Consider the following 17,040-nt stretch of genomic DNA (forward strand, 5'->3'; position numbering starts at 1 on the left):
AGAAAGCCCCATCTTTAGTGGCTTCCTCTCCAGTTTTTATCTAAGCTTACTTATTTCTTCGCATCCGTCTTCGCCGATTCCACCAAAGCCTTACTGGCTACAATGGCAATCTCTACCCGGCGATTTTGCTCCCGGCCGGAAACGCTGTTATTCGAAGCTACCGGCTTTTGTTCGCCAAAACCTTTGGTGGTTACCCGTTTTGCCGTTATGCCATTTTCCTGCAAAAAACGTGAAACCGCAGCTGCCCGATTTTCCGACAATTTTTGGTTGTGTTCATCGCTCCCTGTAGCATCGGTATGGCCCATGACGATGATTTCGGTTTTGTCGTATTCCTTCATGGTTTCGGCCATTTTGTCGAGGTTGGCACGCGTGGCGGCTTTGAGCCCATAAGAGTCTACATCGAACATGATGCCCGAGTCAAAAGTGACTAGGATCGATTCCCCGACGCGTTCTACTTCTGCACTTTGCCCCAGGTCTTGTTTCAACTTTCTGGCGTGTTTGTCCATGTAACTGCCGATGATGGCCCCGGCAATACCCCCCACAGTAGCCCCAATGAGGATACCCTTGGCATTGTCACCTCCTTTGGCAATCAATACCCCGACCAGGGCACCAGCGGCTGCCCCGACGGCCGTGCCCTGAGCGGTACGGTTGCAGGAAAAAGAATGGAGAAGGAGTAAGGCCAACAAAAAAATGGGCCCTGCTTTGCGTAAGGTGGTTAAAAACATGAGCTTGATCTGCATGGTGTTGTTCATTTGGTTTATTAAGCGGAGCTTGTTCAAAAAAACTTAAACAAGCTCGAAAATCCTTTTTATGACGAAAAAATAAGGCGAAGCGACATAATTTTTCGAGGCTTAATAAAACAATAACACTTTTATCCGCGCAGAATAAAAATTTGTTAATGGCTTACAGTCTTAGGATTGTAGAAAAAAAATCAAGTATTCTGCACCCGCCACACCTACTGAGGCCACCATACCAATCATAAAAATGATGTAACAGATCCGAAGTTGGCGGTACTTGCGCCCCAGGGATTTGCCCAGAAAAAACAGGTCGCGCATGATGGAGTCTTCCAGGTTTTCTTCTTTGGAAGTCACTTCCTGAATGCCCAATTTGTAGTCGGCATAAGACATGCTGTAAAAGTTGCCAAAAAAGAAAAGATTGGAGCGGCCAGCCTTAATGCTGTCCATATCGGTGAGGCCAGTCATTTTCATGGGCACTGTAGCCAGGGTGGCAAAAACCATGGAGGACAAACAAGTGCCCAAAATCATGATAAAAGGAATGATGTACTCTGGGTGTTGGCGCAGTTGGCTGACCAAAACGGGCATGGCAATGGTAATGATCAAAGCATTGACAGAAAGCATGATGTTGGCCTTGTTGTCGGCCAGGTTGCTCAAGTCCATGTGGTTGCGCAAGGCGGTTTTGAACATCATTTGAGAACTGCGGCTTTCCACAATTGAAACCCTGCTCGCTTCGGAATTTCCCCCTGATTTACGCCCTTCCTTGACCCATTTTTTTAGCTTTTTGCGGTTCAGTTCCTTCATCGCCACAAACATCATTTTGGCGGCGGGGGTGTAGTATTCGTGGTTTTTGACAAAATCGAGGTTCAGTTGGTACCAATCCTGGTCTTCATCCCAACGCCCCAGAACCTCGCGCCATTCCAGGCGCAAATTGTCCAACTGTTCGCTATAATCGTCGCTGCCCAAATGGCCATAATCGGCATCGCGCACAATTTCCTGCAACAAACCCTGGGGGCGTGCACCGGGATTGGTTACCGCGATACAAGCTTCTACAGCCTTGATTTTTTCCTCTGGATAAGCCTGAATCCGCAAAAATTCAGCACCAATGCGGGCACTGGCGGGCTCATGGTTTTGGTATACCTCCGTAATGCCCACATCGTGCAACAAACAAGCCAGTTCAATCAGCTCCAGTTCTTCTGGACTGGTTCCGCTCAGTGAGGCAATCTGCACTGCAGAATTGCGCACGGAAAGGGTGTGTTGAAGGTTGTGGTAACAAATCTTTGGATCCAATTTATTGGACAGCAATTCGGTGACAAATTGTTCTGTAGCTATTATGATTGCACTTTTGGCCATGGATGTTGCAGACTTTTCCCGCCAAGATAAAGATTTAATGATGAATGATGAATGGTGAACGGTGAGATATGTTTATTGCGAGGTGAAAGGACGACAAAATTGGGTCAGCGGAGCTTTTTTTTAGACAATCGGTCGATTTTTGAAACCTTTTAGACAACAGTTTCGTATAAGCACCCTAACACGATTTTATATTCTTATACCAGGAGAATTTAACATACTATGGAAAACACCAGCCTTAAAAGCGATTACGCCTTGTCGGCCCCGATGGCCGCGAACAGCCCCCAACACTGGTTTACTTTTTTATTCCGCTTCAATCAGGGGGATACGGTGCGCAAACTTTTTCCCCTGATTTTGCTCGTCAGTGCCTATTCTGGCTTGGTCGCTTATCTGGAAATAGAGGTTTGGCAACTCAATGAAAACAGTCATGTGCGCAACGTATCCGTGATGCATTCCCTTTTGGGTTTTGTGATTTCCTTTCTACTGGTTTTTCGCACCAACACCGCTTATGAACGCTGGTGGGATGGCCGCCGTTTGTGGAGCCAACAGGTGCAACACAGTCGAAATTTGGCCATCAAACTGGCCGCCATGTTCCCCCTAGATGCGCCCGAACGGAAGTACTTCCGCATTTTGATTCCGGCCTATTCGGTGGTTTTGCTGCGGCACCTGAACAAAAAAGCACCCGAGCAAATGGATGATTTGGACAACCTTCCGCACGACATTAAAACCCAATTGGATTTCCAGAAACACATCCCCAATCAGTACATCGGCTTGATGCACCAATATTTACAAGGGATGTTTCGCGAAGGACGCCTACAGTGGGGGCAAGTCCTGTTTGTCAATGCGGAGCTGCAAGCTTTTACTGAAATTTGCGCCAGTTGTGAGCGCATTCGCTATACGCCCATTCCACGGTCTTACAGCACTTTCCTCAAAAAATTCATCTTCATTTACATCATGACCCTGCCTTTTGGGTATGTGTTTAATTTGGGTTACCTCATCATTCCCATTGTAGCTTTTGTATTCTACGTATTGGCCAGCCTGGAATTGATTGCCGAAGAAATTGAAGACCCTTTTGGTGGTGACGACAATGATTTACCACTTTCACGGATTGTGCAGGGGATCAAAAGTCAGGTGGAGGAGGTGATGTAAAAATGGTAATATTGTTGCCCGAGGAATGAGAGGCGAACAGCTCAAGGAAAAGCTAAAAACACTCCTACCTTAAACAACCATGCTACTCAAAGATACTTTTACTGCCTTAATCCAGACCTATACACAGGACGCTGCTGTGATAGAACCACATTGGCTGGAAATTGAAAAAGCTTACAGTGGCAAAAAACGCCACTACCACAACCTCACGCACCTGGAGCAGTTGTGGCAGCAGCTCCTTCCTCTGAAAGCCGAGATTACCGACTGGGATACCGTACTGTTTTCCCTTTTTTACCACGACATTGTGTACAACGTACGCCGTCAGGACAATGAGGAAAAAAGTGCAGAACTGGCCAAACAGCGTCTACAAGCCTTGCCTTACCCGCCCGCAGGAATTGAAAAATGTATAGTGCAAATCCTGGCTACCAAAAGCCATGCACTAAGTTCTGATTTGGACACCAATTTATTTACCGATGCTGACCTGGCCATACTTGGTCAAGATTGGCCAACTTACCACAGCTACACCCTGCAAGTGCGCCAGGAATACGCCATTTATCCCGACCTGCTCTACAAACCCGGGCGCAAGAAGGTTTTGCAGCATTTTTTGAACATGGAGCGCATCTTCAAAACGGCGCATTTTTTTAGTTTGTACGAACAGGTCGCCCGAACAAACCTGAGTAGGGAAATTGGCGAATTGTAGTTCAACCCGATCTTTTGTTCGTTTTTGCCCACCCCTGCCATAATATCACTTTTGCAAAAGGCAAAAAGAAAAAGAATGTTACTTTAGTGCGGCAAAAGGGTAGCCTTCATTTTGATCGTCTTAAGATGGTTGGATTCCCCATTTGTTTAAGTCTATATCGACAAAATACTAAGGTCAAATCATCATGAACCGCAGACAAATCGTCAAGGGCATGGCCGCCACCGTAGGGGGCATGCTGGTACTGCCTGCTTGGGCCAGTGCCTGGAATTCGAAATCCTTGCAGGGGTTTCAAAGCAACTTTATAGGTCTGGAAGAGGCACTGTTGGCTGAAATTGTAGAAGCTATCATTCCAGAAACCGACACGCCAGGGGCCAAAAAATTAGAAGTGCACCGCTTCATCGATAAAATGCTGGCGGATTGTTTTGACCAAAAAAGCCGCGACGTTTTTGCCAAAGGGTTAAAAAGCGTGGAAACCATGGCCAGTCAATCCTACGGAAAATCTTACCTGGCTTGCACCCCCAAACAAAAACTGGAAGTAATCACCACCATGTCCAAAGCTGCTGATGCCGACGACCAGGGCTTCGCCCGTTTGGCCAAAAACCTCACCATCCGAGGCTACCTCAGTTCGGAATACGTGATGACCAAGCTGACGGGTTACGAAATGGCCCCAGGGCGGTATCATGGCTGTGTGCCGGTGAAAGCATAGTTTTTCATTGAGTTGAGGAAGGTTTAGGGAGGTTTAGGAAGGTTGAGGCTACCGCAGCGATTTTGACAATAGTCATGTCCAAGCCGCTGCGGTAGCCTAAACCTCCCTCAACCTTCTCAACCTCCCTCAACCTTCTCAACTTTTCAAACCACTCAACAATGTCAAATCTCAATATAGCAGCCATCAAACGCCGCACTTACGACGCCATCGTCATCGGTTCGGGCATTAGCGGTGGCTGGGCAGCCAAAGAATTAACCGGGAAGGGGCTAAAAACGCTGGTGCTGGAGCGTGGCCGCGAAGTCAAACACGTGGTGGACTATCCCACCGCCCAATTGCACCCTTGGGAACTCCCCCACCGCGGCCAGCTCAAGACTGGGGTCGCCGAGGCCAATCCGGTGGTGAGCAAATGTTACGCCTTTGGCGAAGCCACCGAGCAATTTTTTGTCAAAGATGCCGAGCATCCTTACATCCAGGAAAAACCTTTTGATTGGATTCGGGGCTACCAAATGGGCGGTAAATCGCTGCTCTGGGCCCGCCAAACCCAACGTTGGTCGGAGTTCGATTTTGAAGGCCCCGCCCGCGACGGTTTCGCCGTGGACTGGCCGATTCGCTACGCCGACATTGCGCCCTGGTATAGTTATGTAGAAAAATTTGCGGGTATCAGTGGCAATCGCGATGGTTTGCCCCAATTGCCCGATGGCGAGTTTTTGCCTCCTCACGAAATGAACTGTGTGGAGCAATACTTCAGTGAGTCGATGGCCAAAGCATACGGCGGTGCCCGCCCCATGATCATGGGGCGTTGTGCCCACATCACCCAACCACAACCGATCCACCTGGAGCAAGGCCGCAGCAAGTGTGCCAACCGCACCTTGTGTGAGCGGGGTTGCCCCCTGGGAGGCTACTTCAGCAGCAATGCTTCTACCTTGCCCTGGGCCGCCAAAACGGGCAAAATGACCTTCCGCCCGGATTCGGTGGTGCATTCCATCATTTACGACGAGAAAAAACAAAAGGCTACAGGTGTACGCATCATCGACAGCAACACCAAGCAGATGGAGGAATACTACGCCAAAATCATCTTTGTGAATGCGGCGGCCTTGAATACCAACCTGATCCTGCTCAATTCTACCTCCAATCGTTTCCCCAATGGCTTGGGCAACGACAGCGGTTTGCTGGGTAAATACGTCGCTTTTCACAACTACCGCGCCACCATCAACGCAACTTACGAAGGTCACCTGGATAAAACGACGGATGGTCGTCGCCCCAATTCGGGCTACATTCCCCGTTTCCGCAATTTATTGAAACAGGAAACCGACTTCTTGCGGGGTTATGCCTCAGGTTTTGGAGCCAACCGTGGCCAAAGAGAGGATCGTAATGGCTGGGGTGAGGAACTCAAAACGGGCATCCTGAAACCCAAAATGAATGACTTCTGGTCGGTCGGTTCCCACATGATGGGTGAAACCATACCGAAGGAAAGCAACTACGTGGCCTTGGATAAAGACCAACGCGACCCCTGGGGCATTCCCCAACTGCGCATTTCGGTGGATTACGACGACAACGACGTCAAAATGACCAAAGACTTCTTTGAGCAGTTGACTGAAATGTACACCAAGGCTGGATTCAAAAACATCCGTACCTCCGATTCGAACCGCACGCCCGGGCTCGACATCCACGAGATGGGTGGTGCGCGGATGGGCAAAGACCCTAAAACCTCCTTGCTCAATGCCTGGAATCAACTGCACCAGTGCAAAAACGTTTTTGTGACCGATGGTGCCAGTATGACCTCCACCTCCACCCAAAACCCTTCGCTGACCTACATGGCCCTGACGGCCAGAGCGGCGGATTATGCGGTGAAGGAGATGAAGAAGAAGAATTTGTAATGGTTGAGGAGTTGAGAAGGTTTAGAGGGTTGAGGAAGGTTGAGGCTACCGCAAGAATGGGTGTGGGTGTGATGTGTGCGTGTGAAAGTGTGTACGTCGCTGCGGCAGCCTCAACCTTCCTCAACCCTCTCAACCTTCCTCAACCGTTCTCAACTCCAACCTATAATCATGCACAGACGAGAAGCATTAGCCAAAGTAAGCCTCTTGCTCGGAGGCGCACTCTCTGGCCCCACGCTAATGGCCTTGGGACGTTGGGAAAACGCTGCATCTGCGGCCACCCTGCTCGACAAACTCAATTTGTCGGCCCAACAAAAACAAATCATTGCTGAAGTAGCCGAAATGATCATTCCCCGCACCGATACGGTAGGGGCCAAGGATGTAGGTGTACCCGCCTTCATCGAAATGATGATCAACGATTGTTACTACGCACCCGAGCACCGCAGTTTTATGGCGGGTTTGACGGAGTTAGAAGGTCTGAAATTCCTGCAACTGAGCGCCGCGCAAAAAACGGATACGCTCAAACAAATCGAGCAAAAGACCAAGGAACAAATGAAAGCCTACAATTCCCAGACCATCAAGTTTGGCGACAACCAGGATCTGGAAGCCATGAATTCGGTCAAACTGGGCTTACCATTCTGGCGCTTGATGAAGGAACTGACCCTGTTGGGCTATTACACCTCCGAAGGCGGCATCAAAGCGTCCTTCGAATACGTGCCTTCGCCCGGCAAACTGGAGCTCACCAAGCTCAAACCCGGCCAAAAAACCATTGTCTATTAGCAAAGCCACCTGGAAACATTCAAAGCGCATCAAGTTTTAGCCACCGAAAAACAAACCCTCGTCAACATCCAACTTTGGGTCCTTTGTGCCCTCGATTGGGTCCTTTGTGCTAAAAAAACGCCGCTTTTGAATTAATTCCTCCGTGACCTCCACAACTCAAATCGCAATGAACCAAACCAACATAAACACCCAAAAAGCCAATAAATACGACGCCATCGTCATTGGCTCCGGGATGACCGGGGGGATCGCCGCCAAAGAGCTCACCCAAAAGGGCCTCAAAGTGCTCATGCTGGAGCGCGGCCGCGAAATCAAACACCCTGAAGATTACGACACCGCCAACAAAGGCCCCTGGGAATTCGAACACCGCGGCAAGGTGCCGATCAACTCTGCTGAAGAATACTGGTCGAACAACCGCTTTGGCACCCTCGCCAACGAAGAAGCTGGCGCTTTTTTCACCAACGACAAACAAAATCCCTTCATCGAAAAACGGCCTTTCGACTGGATTCGGGCATACCATACCGGTGGCAAATCCATGCACTGGGGCCGCCAAACTTACCGCTGGGGGAAGCACGATTTTGAGGCCAACGCCAAGGAAGGGGTCGGCATCGATTGGCCGCTTCGTTACGAAGACATCGCCCCCTGGTATAGCTACATCGAAAAATTTGTAGGCGTCAGTGGCCAAAAGGAAGGCTGGGACATCATTCCCGACAGCGACTTCCTGCCACCCATGGCCATGCTGCCACCGGAAATACATTTCAAAGACGCGGTGATGAAAAAGCTGAACCGCAAGGTGACCATTGGCCGGATTGCCAACCTCTCGCAGGCGCAACCCATCCATACCGCTCTGGGCCGCGCTTCCTGCCAGTACCGCAACAAATGCTCCCGGGGCTGCCCACACGGCGGTTACTACAGCTCGATGGCTGGGGCCATTCCGGCTGCGGCGCAAACCAAACGCCTGACCATCCGCCACAACGCCATTGCAGAGTCCTTGATTTTCGATGAAAAGAAACAAAAGGCTACGGGCGTACGGGTGATCGATCAAGTGGACAAATCAGTTACCGACTATTTTGCCAAAATCATCTTTGTCACCGCTGGTTCAATGAACTCGGCGGCCTTGATGCTCAACTCCAAATCCACCCGCTTCCCCAACGGTTTCGGCAACGACAGCGAACAATTGGGCCGCAACGTGATGGACCACCACCTGGGCTCGGGTGCTACCGCTACCGTGGAGGGTTTTGAAGACGATTATTACTTTGGTTCCCGCCCTACGGGACTATATATACCCCGCTTCCGCAACTGGGATGGCAACCAACGTAAGGACTACCTGCGCGGCTTCGGCTACCAGGGTGGTGCCAGCCGCAGCAGTTGGAACCGGGGGGTAGGTATGGACGGCTTTGGGGCCGAGTTCAAAAAAAGCCTGACCGAGCCCGGCGGCTGGACCCTCGGCTTCGGTGGTTTCGGCGAAATCCTGCCCGATCCCAACAACCGCATCTACCTCGATCCCCAGAAAAAAGACCAGTGGGGCATCCCCATGATCGTGTTCGACGCCGCCTTCAGCGAAAATGACCTGGCGATGCGCCGCGACATCATGGTGGCTGGTGCCGAAATGTTGGAAGCAGCGGGCTTCAAAAACATCACGACCTACAACCGGGAAACGCACATGGGCCTGGGTATCCACGAAATGGGTACTGCGCGCATGGGCCACGATCCCAAAACTTCGGTGCTGAACAAGTACAACCAGGTTCACGCCTGCAAAAACGTGTTTGTGACCGATGGGGCGTGCATGGTGTCGGCTTCCTGTGTGAATCCTTCGCTGACGTACATGGCGCTTACGGCCAGGGCGGCGGATTACGCGGTGGGCGAGTTGAAGAAGCGGAATTTGTAGGGGCTAGTCCGCTGGTTGAATGCATTACTTGCTTGCCCTTTACTTCAACTTGCGCTAAAAGGTCAAAAGGACTATCTTTGAACAAATAAATTGCAACATGACCCGGGCCTCCGCCATTTTGGCTCACGATGTTCCTGCTTCGCTCATCTATGAATGGGACGATGGGCAACCCATTTATTATCGGGGTTATCAAGAAGTATTGATGGGCAAAAAAACAGCAGAAGAAATCATGGGCGACAGCACTTTACAAGCCTGGATCAAAAGCAAACTTTATCTTTTTCAACTCTTAATAAAACTGTACAAATACGGCGCCTTATGCGCCCCTCCCGAATATTGTTTTTCATGCCGTTCCAACAAGTTCAAGCTCAACATCCGGCGCTGAAAAGTAGTGCGCAACAGATTCGTCCCTAAAATCGCCTCGTAAGCTTGTTGCAGTTCTTTCATGGTAAACTTGGGTGGCAATAGATTACCCCTCGCCAATTTCCGATCCAGATTATCCCGCAGCGTTTGTAAGGCTTTTTCAACGATCAGCGCGTGATCCATCATCAGCGGCGGCAAAGCATTGACGGAGTACCAACGGCAAGAGTCGGATAGGGCATCCGGCTGGGGCACCACATCCTGGTAATTGATCAAGGCATAGTAGGCCACCGAGATGAAGCGCTCCAACATCCAATGGTATTTTTCCGGAGAAAGCCCATTGTTGACCAAAATGGTCCGCATCGGTTCTGCATTGTTCCGATCAGCATCGCCAAAAGTGTAAAACTGCTCCAGGTGAATATTGTCCAGCCCGGTCCGCTCCTTCAAACCACGCCTTACCGCATCATTCAAGTGTTCGTTTTTTTGTACAAAACCTCCCGGTAGAGCAAAAATATTGGTGTTGTGGTATTCCATGATCAGGATTTTCAACTGCGTGCCAGAAAATCCAAAAATCACCGAATCGAAGGCGAGATGGGGTAAATGTTCTGTAGCAATGGGCGGAGAGGTCTTCTGCATAAGGGCGTACAAACGTTTTTCTCAAAAGTAATAGGATTTTTTCAAAAATAGCTTTATTATTGTCACGAATTGAGACAATAGGATTTTGCCCATTTTACATATAGCTGTAATCCAAAACCTCCAGGCTAAATTTTTATTAAAAACATACATCCATTCGCAATGAAAAAACTAGGATTGTGCTTCCTTTTACTGGGAGCTACCATTGCTGCTTTTGCGCAGCAAATCACGGGCGAAAACGTAGCCGTTGCCAACACCGATGCCGGTAAAGTACGGGGCTACATCAACAACAGCATTTTCACCTACAAGGGCATTCCTTACGCCGAGGCCAACCGTTTTGAGTCGCCTCAGAAGCCCAAACCCTGGACGGGGGTGCGCAGCTCGTTGACTTATGGCCCCGTGGCGCCACTAATGACACCCACCAACGTAACCGCGGCTGGCGACGAATCAGAATTTGTGTTTAACCACAGCTGGGGTTTTGCTGGAGAAGACTGCATGCGCCTCAACGTTTGGACGCCCAGCATTAGTGACGGCAAAAAACGCCCGGTGATGTTCTGGATCCACGGAGGTGGGTTTACCGCAGGTTCTTCGCAGGAATTGCCTTCTTATGATGGCGAAAATTTGGCCAAAAAAGGCGATGTGGTGGTCGTATCCATCAACCACCGGCTGAACATTTTGGGCTATTTGGACCTTTCGGCTTATGGCGACAAGTACAAACACTCCGCCAACCTGAGCATCCTGGATATGCGGGTGGCGCTGGAATGGGTCAAGGCCAACATTGCCAATTTTGGCGGTGATCCCAACAACGTAACCATCTTTGGCCAATCGGGTGGTGGTGCCAAAGTGAACACCCTCATGGCCATGCCATCGGCTAAGGGTTTATTCCACAAAGCCATCAACCAAAGTGGGGCTTTCCGCTCGAATATGTTGGGAAAAACAGAAACCCAGGCCATTACCGCCGAAGTACTCAAAGTGCTCAAGCTGGCACCCAACCAGGTCGATAGCCTCCAAAAAATTCCTTTTGCACAATTGAGTGCTGCCGGAACCCAGGCATTGCGGACTGTTGCTGAGCGCATGCGCGCAGAAGGCAAAACAATTGGAGGTTTCGGCCTCAGTTGGGGGCCCAGTCTGGATGGCGATTTGTTGCCTTATCAACCCATGTCGCCAGAAGCGCTGGACTTGTCCAAAAACGTTCCGCTGCTGATCGGTACGGTGAAAAACGAATTTATGGCTTCGGGGCGGGCCGGGCTGAGCAATGGTAGCCAGGAGCAGGTGATGGAATACATCAAAAAACAACAGGGCGATAAAACCACTTCCTTTGTTGCGGCGGTAAAAAAGGCCTATCCTACTGATAAAAAACCCTCGGATTTGGTGGATGTCGACATGACGTTCCGCCCAGGTGCAGTGAGTCAGGCGAATATCAAATCGGCTTTAGTTGGCGGTGCTCCGGTGTACATGTACTTTTTCACTTGGCAGTCGCCAGTCATGGGGGGCAAATACAAAGCCATGCACTGTATGGAATTGCCGTTTGTGTTCAACAACATCGCCCGCTGTGCGGAAATGACCGGTGCTACCAAAGAAGCTTATGCGCTGGCCGCCAAAATGAGCCAGTCCTGGATCAACTTTGCCCGTACTGGCAACCCCGCTCATGCTGGGCTTCCCGCCTGGGAAAAATACAGCGAAGCCAAAGGCGCCACGATGTTTTTTGACAACTTGTGCCAGATACGGTACCATCATGATCAAGATTTGATCAAACTGGTGGCTGCACAATAATACTGAGGTGTATCTTAGGTGTCTCCGGTTTCTTAGGTGGTGAAATTAATACCTTGCTTCGCAAGGATTTGTCTTTTTCACCACCTAAGAAACCTGAGACACCTAAGATACACCTTAGTAAATTTTAGCCAACCCTCCTTCTTTCGTCTTCTACCTCGCTGTTTCTTTGTCTCGCTCTGGCAATCGTATTTCTCCCAAATCGCTGGGTAACCGAAACCCTGACAACCTTGGAATCCCAGGTGGTAAATAACTCCAGGTTAAGCTGGCTAATGTGCTAAAATGAATATCTTACCGTGCATTTGATCACAAGGGGCGATAAAAAAATGAACACTTATTTTTGCCCCACTACCAAGACAAGTTCCAATGAAAAAAACATTTTCCCACATCCAGGTCATAGGTGCTTTGTGCGCACTCCTTATCCTCCTGAGCTATTCCAGCTGCTCCACCACCAAAAAAAGCGCTGCCTCCAAAGGCTGGGTCTCCCTCTTCAACGGCAACGACACCAAAGACTGGATCGTTAAAATTTTCCACCACGAAGTGGGCGACAACTACGGCAACACCTTCCGCGTAGAAGATGGCATGATCAAAGTGCGCTACGACCAGTACGACAAATTCAACAACCGCTACGGGCACCTTTATTACAAACAACCTTATTCGCATTATCACCTGGTCATCGAATACCGCTTCGCCGACGAATGGCGCAAGGACGCCCCCAGCTACACCCAGCTCAACAGCGGAGTGATGTTCCACTCCCAAGACCCGCGCACCATGCCCAAGGAACAGGACTGGCCGATCTCGGTAGAAATGCAATTCCTGGCCGGACTGGGCGACGGCAAACCCCGCCCCACGGGCAACATGTGCTCACCCGGCACCGATGTCATTTTCCAGGGCAAAAAAGACCCCCGCCACTGCATCGAGTCCAGCTCCAAAACCTACGGCAAGGACGAATGGGTACGCGCCGAGCTCATCGTATTGGGGGATTCCCTGATCACCCACATCATCAATGGCGAAGTGGTGCTGCAATACTCTCAACCGCAGATTGGCGGCGGCGTAGCGAATGGCTTCGACCCGAGCATTAAAGTCGATGGGAAATTGCTCAAGGATGGTTTTATCGCTTTGCAAAGTGAGGGCCAACCGATTGATTTTCGCAAGGTGGAGTTGTTGAATTTGGAGGGGCTGAGTCGGAAGTCGGCTTTGTATCAGAAGTATTTTGCGCCTCCGGCGGAGATGAAATAAAAGTAAAAACGTGTAAAATTTGGGAAAACCATCTTCTTCCCCAAAATGGAAGCTGTGGTACGCAATCTATCCGTTCGGAACCCGGAGATTTAGTTGAAATGATGACATGCCTTAAGGGCGAAGGCGCCATTTGACGTCTAATGGAATACAAACCCGGGAGTTCTAGCATCGCTTCTAAGGTGTGCCTTGGTGCCTTTGGTTTCTTAGGTGGTGAATAATCCTTTTTTTTCACCACCTAAAAAACCTCAGACACCTAAGAAACACTTCAGGAGTTTAATTCCCAATATCTCCAATCCAATGAAAAACGTCAGCTTTCTCCTTTTTAGCCTTTGTTTGTGCATCACCAGTTTTGCACAACCCCGTTTTGGCAAATTGCTCAAAACCACTCCCGGCGTAGTCTCCTACACCTACCGTAACGAGTTTGCCAAAAACGTGCCCCAAACCCTCGACAACATCAAAGCACTCGGCGTCACCAACATCGAATTTTCCAATTTATTTGGCAAAACCTCCAGCGAGCTCCGCGCCATGCTGAATGAACGGGGCATGATTTGCACCAGCTACGGCGTAGGCTACGATGCCCTGCTCAACAAAATGGATGCCGTGATTCAGGATGCCAAAACCCTGGGCGCAGAATTTGTACGCGTAGCCTGGATTCCTCACACCGCGCCAATGGATTTAACGCTGGCGCAAAAAACCGTGGCCGACTTCAACAACTTCGGTCAAAAACTCAAAGAAAATGGCCTCACTTTTTGTTACCACAACCACGGCTTCGAATTTTTACCCTACCAAAATGGCACCTACTTCGATTACATCGTACAAAATACCAACCCCGATTACGTTTCTTTTGAAATAGACATCCTCTGGGTATTCCATCCCGGCCAGGATCCGGCAGCTTTGCTCAAAAAATACCCTTCCCGTTTTCGCTTGATGCACGTCAAAGACCTGAAAAAAGGCGTGAAGGGCGACTTTAGTGGCGGCACTCCAGTAGAAAATGATGTGACCCTGGGTACCGGGCAATTGGACTTACCCAAAATCATGAAGGCGGCCCGCAAAACCAAAATCAAACACTACTACATCGAGGATGAAAGCCCGATTGCTGGTCAGCAGGTGCCATTGAGTTTGTTGTATTTGAAAGGTATGTAAATTTACATAAAAAATCAATCTATGCGGATCTCTACCACCCGTGCAGCTCAATGGATTTTCATTGGGCTTTCTTTGTTTTTATTCGGAAACAAGCTCAATGCACAAACCCCTACTCAAATCAAGGGCGTTTTCCCCCAAATGGCCATTGTAGCTGACCACAAAGACCGTACCGAAGCGGGCATTGGCGCAGTCATACCATGGGCCAATAAACTCTGGGCCGTGGGCTACGTGGCGCACATTCGCGGCTCCGGCCTGGGTTTGTATGAAATCAGCGCGGACATGACTAGCCGCCAGCATCCGGCCAGCTATACGGGCACTTACGCCAATCGCCACATCCACAACGAATCGGATCAAGCCTTCATCGGCCCTTACGCGATCGATACCCTGGGGCGGGTGCGCATCATCGAAGACCTGAAGCGGCACCGCCTCACCGGAACCATGCAGCACCTGACCCGCCCGGATTCCATGGTTTATTTTTTGACCATGGAAGGTCTGTTTTTTGAAACCAACGTGTACACGCTCAAAAGCAAACAGCTGTACAATCTGGTGAATGAACTGGAGATCCCCAAAGCGGCACAGGTGCATTTCAAAAGTGCCTTTACCCAGGATGGGCGGGTAGTGGTAGCGAATAACTCTTATTACGAAGAAGACTTTTTGGGCAAAAGAGCAGCAGGGCGCCTGGCTGAGTGGGATGGTAAAAAATGGACCATCCTGGATCGCAATCCTTATGTAGAAGTGGCGGGCAAAAACTGGTCGGACAAAACCTACGGCAACGCCATCTACGCCACGGGTTGGGATCAAGGCTCGGTGATTTTGAAGTTTTACAAGGCTGGAACCTGGAAAACTTACCGATTGCCCAAAGCCAGTTATGCTTTTGATCACGCCTGGAATACGGAGTGGATGCGCATTCGGGAAGCACAAACCGAGCGCTACCTCATGGACATCCACGGGATTTTTTACGAAATGCCGACCATTACCTACGGTGGAAATATTTTAGCTATTCGACCGATTTCCAACCACTTGCGCATCATACCTGATTTTTGCTACTGGCGGGGCATGCTTGTACTGGCGGGGGATCAGGTGGATCGTTCTACCGGACAACCCCAATCAAACTTCTGGTTTGGCAACATCGACGAGTTGTGGCAAATGGGTAAACCTACCGGATGGGGCGCGCCTTGGTGGGAAAAAACGGTACAGAAAGGCGAAGTTTCTGACCCGTTTTTGATGACTGGTTTTGATAAAAAAGTGGTACACCTGACGCAGGATTCCGACCAGGAAGTGGAGTTCAAAATTGAAATTGACTTCAAGGGAACTGGTGATTGGCATACTTATAAGACCATCAAAGTACCCGCCAAGGGTTATGCGCACCACGAATTCCCTACCGGGTTTTCCTGCCACTGGGTGCGGGTGACGGCAAGTAAGGCTTGTAAAACGACGGTTTATTTTGTGTATAGTTGAGGTTGCCTCAAAATGGCACTCCAAACGTTTTTAAGCACAAAGGCTACAAAGCAAAGCGTTGCCAACGTCTAACTTTGTGTCCTTTGTGTGCCTTTGAGTCCTTTGTGAAAAAAATATCGCTTTGGTAGACATCATCAATTGTGATCTGCTACTTATTTTGAAATGCATTATCGGCCTGCGCAAGGAGTGGGCAGGGAATTTGGCCTTGTTGTTGTTACTTTTGGTTTGTGAATAAATATATTTCATGTTTTATTTAGATTTTAAAATCTACCAATAACTCTCAAGTGGTTTTGGTCTTCTTTTTCCAGAATTGAATTCATCTAAAATAACATTTCTAATATTTATAGCTTCGAATACCTTCATTTTAAGAAAGGCAATTGCTACCTCATCCCTTGGAATTTCAACAATATGTAGTTGGTTTTCTAAGCTGACACTTGGACTGTATGAAACAAAGTACCCATGTATTGAATCGCTAATCCAAATCTCGCCTTGAACTTGCCAAAAATACTCCGATTTCTTACTTCTTAGCGTGTGTGTATCGTGAATTTTTGTTGTGTAAGATATATGATTTTCAACATTGAAAGGACATTTTATCTGAGCTACAATTGCTTTACCAGGAAAATTAGAGTCTTCAATTATGACATCGGGAGTAGCGCCTATGTCTGGAAATTGAGGGTGCAAAATAAAGCCAGATTCTTTTGTAGTTAAATTTGTTTTTTTGGCAAACTTAATTATCGCCTCTTTTTCTAATGTATTTCCCCATCTGGTGGCATCAGTATCCCGCCTTTCATAGTAATCATTATAAAATAATTGAGCAGCAGCCTTTTCTATACAGTTCATTGCAGACTTGGAAATACTAGCCGTTTTGTCAGCAGGTTTAGATACGATACTTGAAAAATTGGATGCTGTGAATTTTCCGATACGTGCCCTAAACCATTCATTAGTTCTTTGCTTAATCATGTTGTTTGATTTAATGTTTCCCAATCAATTTTTGATACCACTTTAAATTAGTTAACCTCTTGATTTCAAATTCTTTTTCATGGATAACTTGGTCTAATTTGGCTATTGTTTGTTCCTGGTTAAGAATAGTAGTTTGGGTGGCTTTTATAATTTTTTCAATTTGAGCATACTACTGGACATTTTTACAAAAAGGCTTCCTTTGCGGTTTTAACAAGCTAAAGACATGCCTTAAAAATTCAAGGAGGGAAAAACACTTTTTGGTCAAGACGCTCAATCCTTCCCTAAAAATAGAGACCTCCAGGGTC

14 protein-coding genes are annotated in these 17,040 nt (G+C 48.8%); 10 read left to right on the plus strand and 4 right to left on the minus strand.

The annotated features are described in order from the left end of the window. Positions 1–50 precede the first annotated feature (50 nt). On the minus strand, positions 51–740 hold the full coding sequence (locus tag ACEW9O_RS25965; protein ID WP_373553142.1) for an OmpA family protein: 690 nt from the start codon (positions 738–740) through the stop codon (positions 51–53). 171 nt (positions 741–911) lie between these two features. After that, a complete protein-coding gene (locus ACEW9O_RS25970; protein WP_373553143.1) occupies positions 912–2,087 on the minus strand; it encodes a Pycsar system effector family protein in 1,176 nt (391 codons plus the stop codon). Between the two features lie 219 nt (positions 2,088–2,306). Here ACEW9O_RS25970 and ACEW9O_RS25975 point away from each other — a divergent pair, with 219 nt between their 5' ends. The 6 genes from ACEW9O_RS25975 (at position 2,307) to ACEW9O_RS26000 (ending at position 9,175) form a co-directional block, all read left to right on the plus strand. Further along, complete coding sequence (locus ACEW9O_RS25975) at positions 2,307–3,233, plus strand: bestrophin family protein (RefSeq protein WP_373553144.1); 927 nt, start codon at positions 2,307–2,309, stop codon at positions 3,231–3,233. Between the two features lie 79 nt (positions 3,234–3,312). Next, on the plus strand, positions 3,313–3,930 hold the full coding sequence (locus tag ACEW9O_RS25980; protein ID WP_373553145.1) for a hypothetical protein: 618 nt from the start codon (positions 3,313–3,315) through the stop codon (positions 3,928–3,930). Between the two features lie 184 nt (positions 3,931–4,114). Continuing rightward, positions 4,115–4,636 (plus strand): gluconate 2-dehydrogenase subunit 3 family protein, encoded by a 522-nt coding sequence (locus tag ACEW9O_RS25985; RefSeq protein ID WP_373553146.1) that lies wholly within the window; start codon positions 4,115–4,117, stop codon positions 4,634–4,636. Between the two features lie 158 nt (positions 4,637–4,794). Then, positions 4,795–6,513 carry a GMC oxidoreductase gene (locus tag ACEW9O_RS25990; RefSeq protein WP_373553147.1) on the plus strand — a complete coding sequence of 573 codons (1,719 nt, stop codon included), beginning with the start codon at positions 4,795–4,797 and terminating at the stop codon, positions 6,511–6,513. Between the two features lie 168 nt (positions 6,514–6,681). Beyond that, the gene (locus tag ACEW9O_RS25995) at positions 6,682–7,290 is read left to right on the plus strand and encodes a gluconate 2-dehydrogenase subunit 3 family protein (protein WP_373553148.1); all 609 of its coding nucleotides are present in this window, start codon (positions 6,682–6,684) and stop codon (positions 7,288–7,290) included. Positions 7,291–7,456: 166 nt separating this feature from the next. Further along, entirely contained in the window at positions 7,457–9,175 is a 1,719-nt protein-coding gene (locus ACEW9O_RS26000) for a GMC oxidoreductase (protein ID WP_373553149.1), read from the plus strand. A 279-nt stretch (positions 9,176–9,454) separates the two neighbouring features. Here ACEW9O_RS26000 and ACEW9O_RS26005 read toward each other — a convergent pair whose 3' ends face one another. After that, positions 9,455–10,168 (minus strand): NUDIX domain-containing protein, encoded by a 714-nt coding sequence (locus tag ACEW9O_RS26005; RefSeq protein ID WP_373553150.1) that lies wholly within the window; start codon positions 10,166–10,168, stop codon positions 9,455–9,457. 159 nt (positions 10,169–10,327) lie between these two features. Here ACEW9O_RS26005 and ACEW9O_RS26010 point away from each other — a divergent pair, with 159 nt between their 5' ends. The 4 genes from ACEW9O_RS26010 (at position 10,328) to ACEW9O_RS26025 (ending at position 15,775) form a co-directional block, all read left to right on the plus strand. Continuing rightward, on the plus strand, positions 10,328–11,938 hold the full coding sequence (locus tag ACEW9O_RS26010) for a carboxylesterase/lipase family protein (RefSeq protein WP_373553151.1): 1,611 nt from the start codon (positions 10,328–10,330) through the stop codon (positions 11,936–11,938). 363 nt (positions 11,939–12,301) lie between these two features. Further along, positions 12,302–13,174, plus strand: a complete 873-nt coding sequence (locus ACEW9O_RS26015) for a DUF1080 domain-containing protein (protein WP_373553152.1) — start codon at positions 12,302–12,304, stop codon at positions 13,172–13,174. Positions 13,175–13,471: 297 nt separating this feature from the next. Next, a complete protein-coding gene (locus ACEW9O_RS26020) occupies positions 13,472–14,317 on the plus strand; it encodes a sugar phosphate isomerase/epimerase family protein (protein WP_373553153.1) in 846 nt (281 codons plus the stop codon). A 21-nt stretch (positions 14,318–14,338) separates the two neighbouring features. After that, positions 14,339–15,775 (plus strand): hypothetical protein, encoded by a 1,437-nt coding sequence (locus ACEW9O_RS26025; protein ID WP_373553154.1) that lies wholly within the window; start codon positions 14,339–14,341, stop codon positions 15,773–15,775. A 267-nt stretch (positions 15,776–16,042) separates the two neighbouring features. Here ACEW9O_RS26025 and ACEW9O_RS26030 read toward each other — a convergent pair whose 3' ends face one another. Next, positions 16,043–16,735 (minus strand): lambda exonuclease family protein, encoded by a 693-nt coding sequence (locus tag ACEW9O_RS26030; RefSeq protein WP_373553155.1) that lies wholly within the window; start codon positions 16,733–16,735, stop codon positions 16,043–16,045. Positions 16,736–17,040 lie beyond the last annotated feature (305 nt).

The sequence above is a fragment of the Haliscomenobacter sp. genome (genome assembly GCF_041740695.1).
Lineage (GTDB): Bacteria > Bacteroidota > Bacteroidia > Chitinophagales > Saprospiraceae > Haliscomenobacter.

Excerpts from the sequence above, each read along its gene's own strand:
- ACEW9O_RS25975 (WP_373553144.1), top strand. The coding sequence starts at position 2,307 with ATGGAAAACACCAGCCTTAAAAGCGATTACGCCTTGTCGGCCCCGATG.
- ACEW9O_RS25995 (WP_373553148.1), top strand. The coding sequence starts at position 6,682 with ATGCACAGACGAGAAGCATTAGCCAAAGTAAGCCTCTTGCTCGGAGGC.
- ACEW9O_RS26010 (WP_373553151.1), top strand. The coding sequence starts at position 10,328 with ATGAAAAAACTAGGATTGTGCTTCCTTTTACTGGGAGCTACCATTGCT.
- ACEW9O_RS25985 (WP_373553146.1), top strand. The coding sequence starts at position 4,115 with ATGAACCGCAGACAAATCGTCAAGGGCATGGCCGCCACCGTAGGGGGC.
- ACEW9O_RS26000 (WP_373553149.1), top strand. The coding sequence starts at position 7,457 with ATGAACCAAACCAACATAAACACCCAAAAAGCCAATAAATACGACGCC.
- ACEW9O_RS26030 (WP_373553155.1), bottom strand. The coding sequence starts at position 16,735 with ATGATTAAGCAAAGAACTAATGAATGGTTTAGGGCACGTATCGGAAAA.
- ACEW9O_RS26025 (WP_373553154.1), top strand. The coding sequence starts at position 14,339 with ATGCGGATCTCTACCACCCGTGCAGCTCAATGGATTTTCATTGGGCTT.
- ACEW9O_RS26020 (WP_373553153.1), top strand. The coding sequence starts at position 13,472 with ATGAAAAACGTCAGCTTTCTCCTTTTTAGCCTTTGTTTGTGCATCACC.
- ACEW9O_RS25965 (WP_373553142.1), bottom strand. The coding sequence starts at position 740 with ATGCAGATCAAGCTCATGTTTTTAACCACCTTACGCAAAGCAGGGCCC.
- ACEW9O_RS26005 (WP_373553150.1), bottom strand. The coding sequence starts at position 10,168 with ATGCAGAAGACCTCTCCGCCCATTGCTACAGAACATTTACCCCATCTC.
- ACEW9O_RS25970 (WP_373553143.1), bottom strand. The coding sequence starts at position 2,087 with ATGGCCAAAAGTGCAATCATAATAGCTACAGAACAATTTGTCACCGAA.
- ACEW9O_RS25990 (WP_373553147.1), top strand. The coding sequence starts at position 4,795 with ATGTCAAATCTCAATATAGCAGCCATCAAACGCCGCACTTACGACGCC.
- ACEW9O_RS26015 (WP_373553152.1), top strand. The coding sequence starts at position 12,302 with ATGAAAAAAACATTTTCCCACATCCAGGTCATAGGTGCTTTGTGCGCA.
- ACEW9O_RS25980 (WP_373553145.1), top strand. The coding sequence starts at position 3,313 with ATGCTACTCAAAGATACTTTTACTGCCTTAATCCAGACCTATACACAG.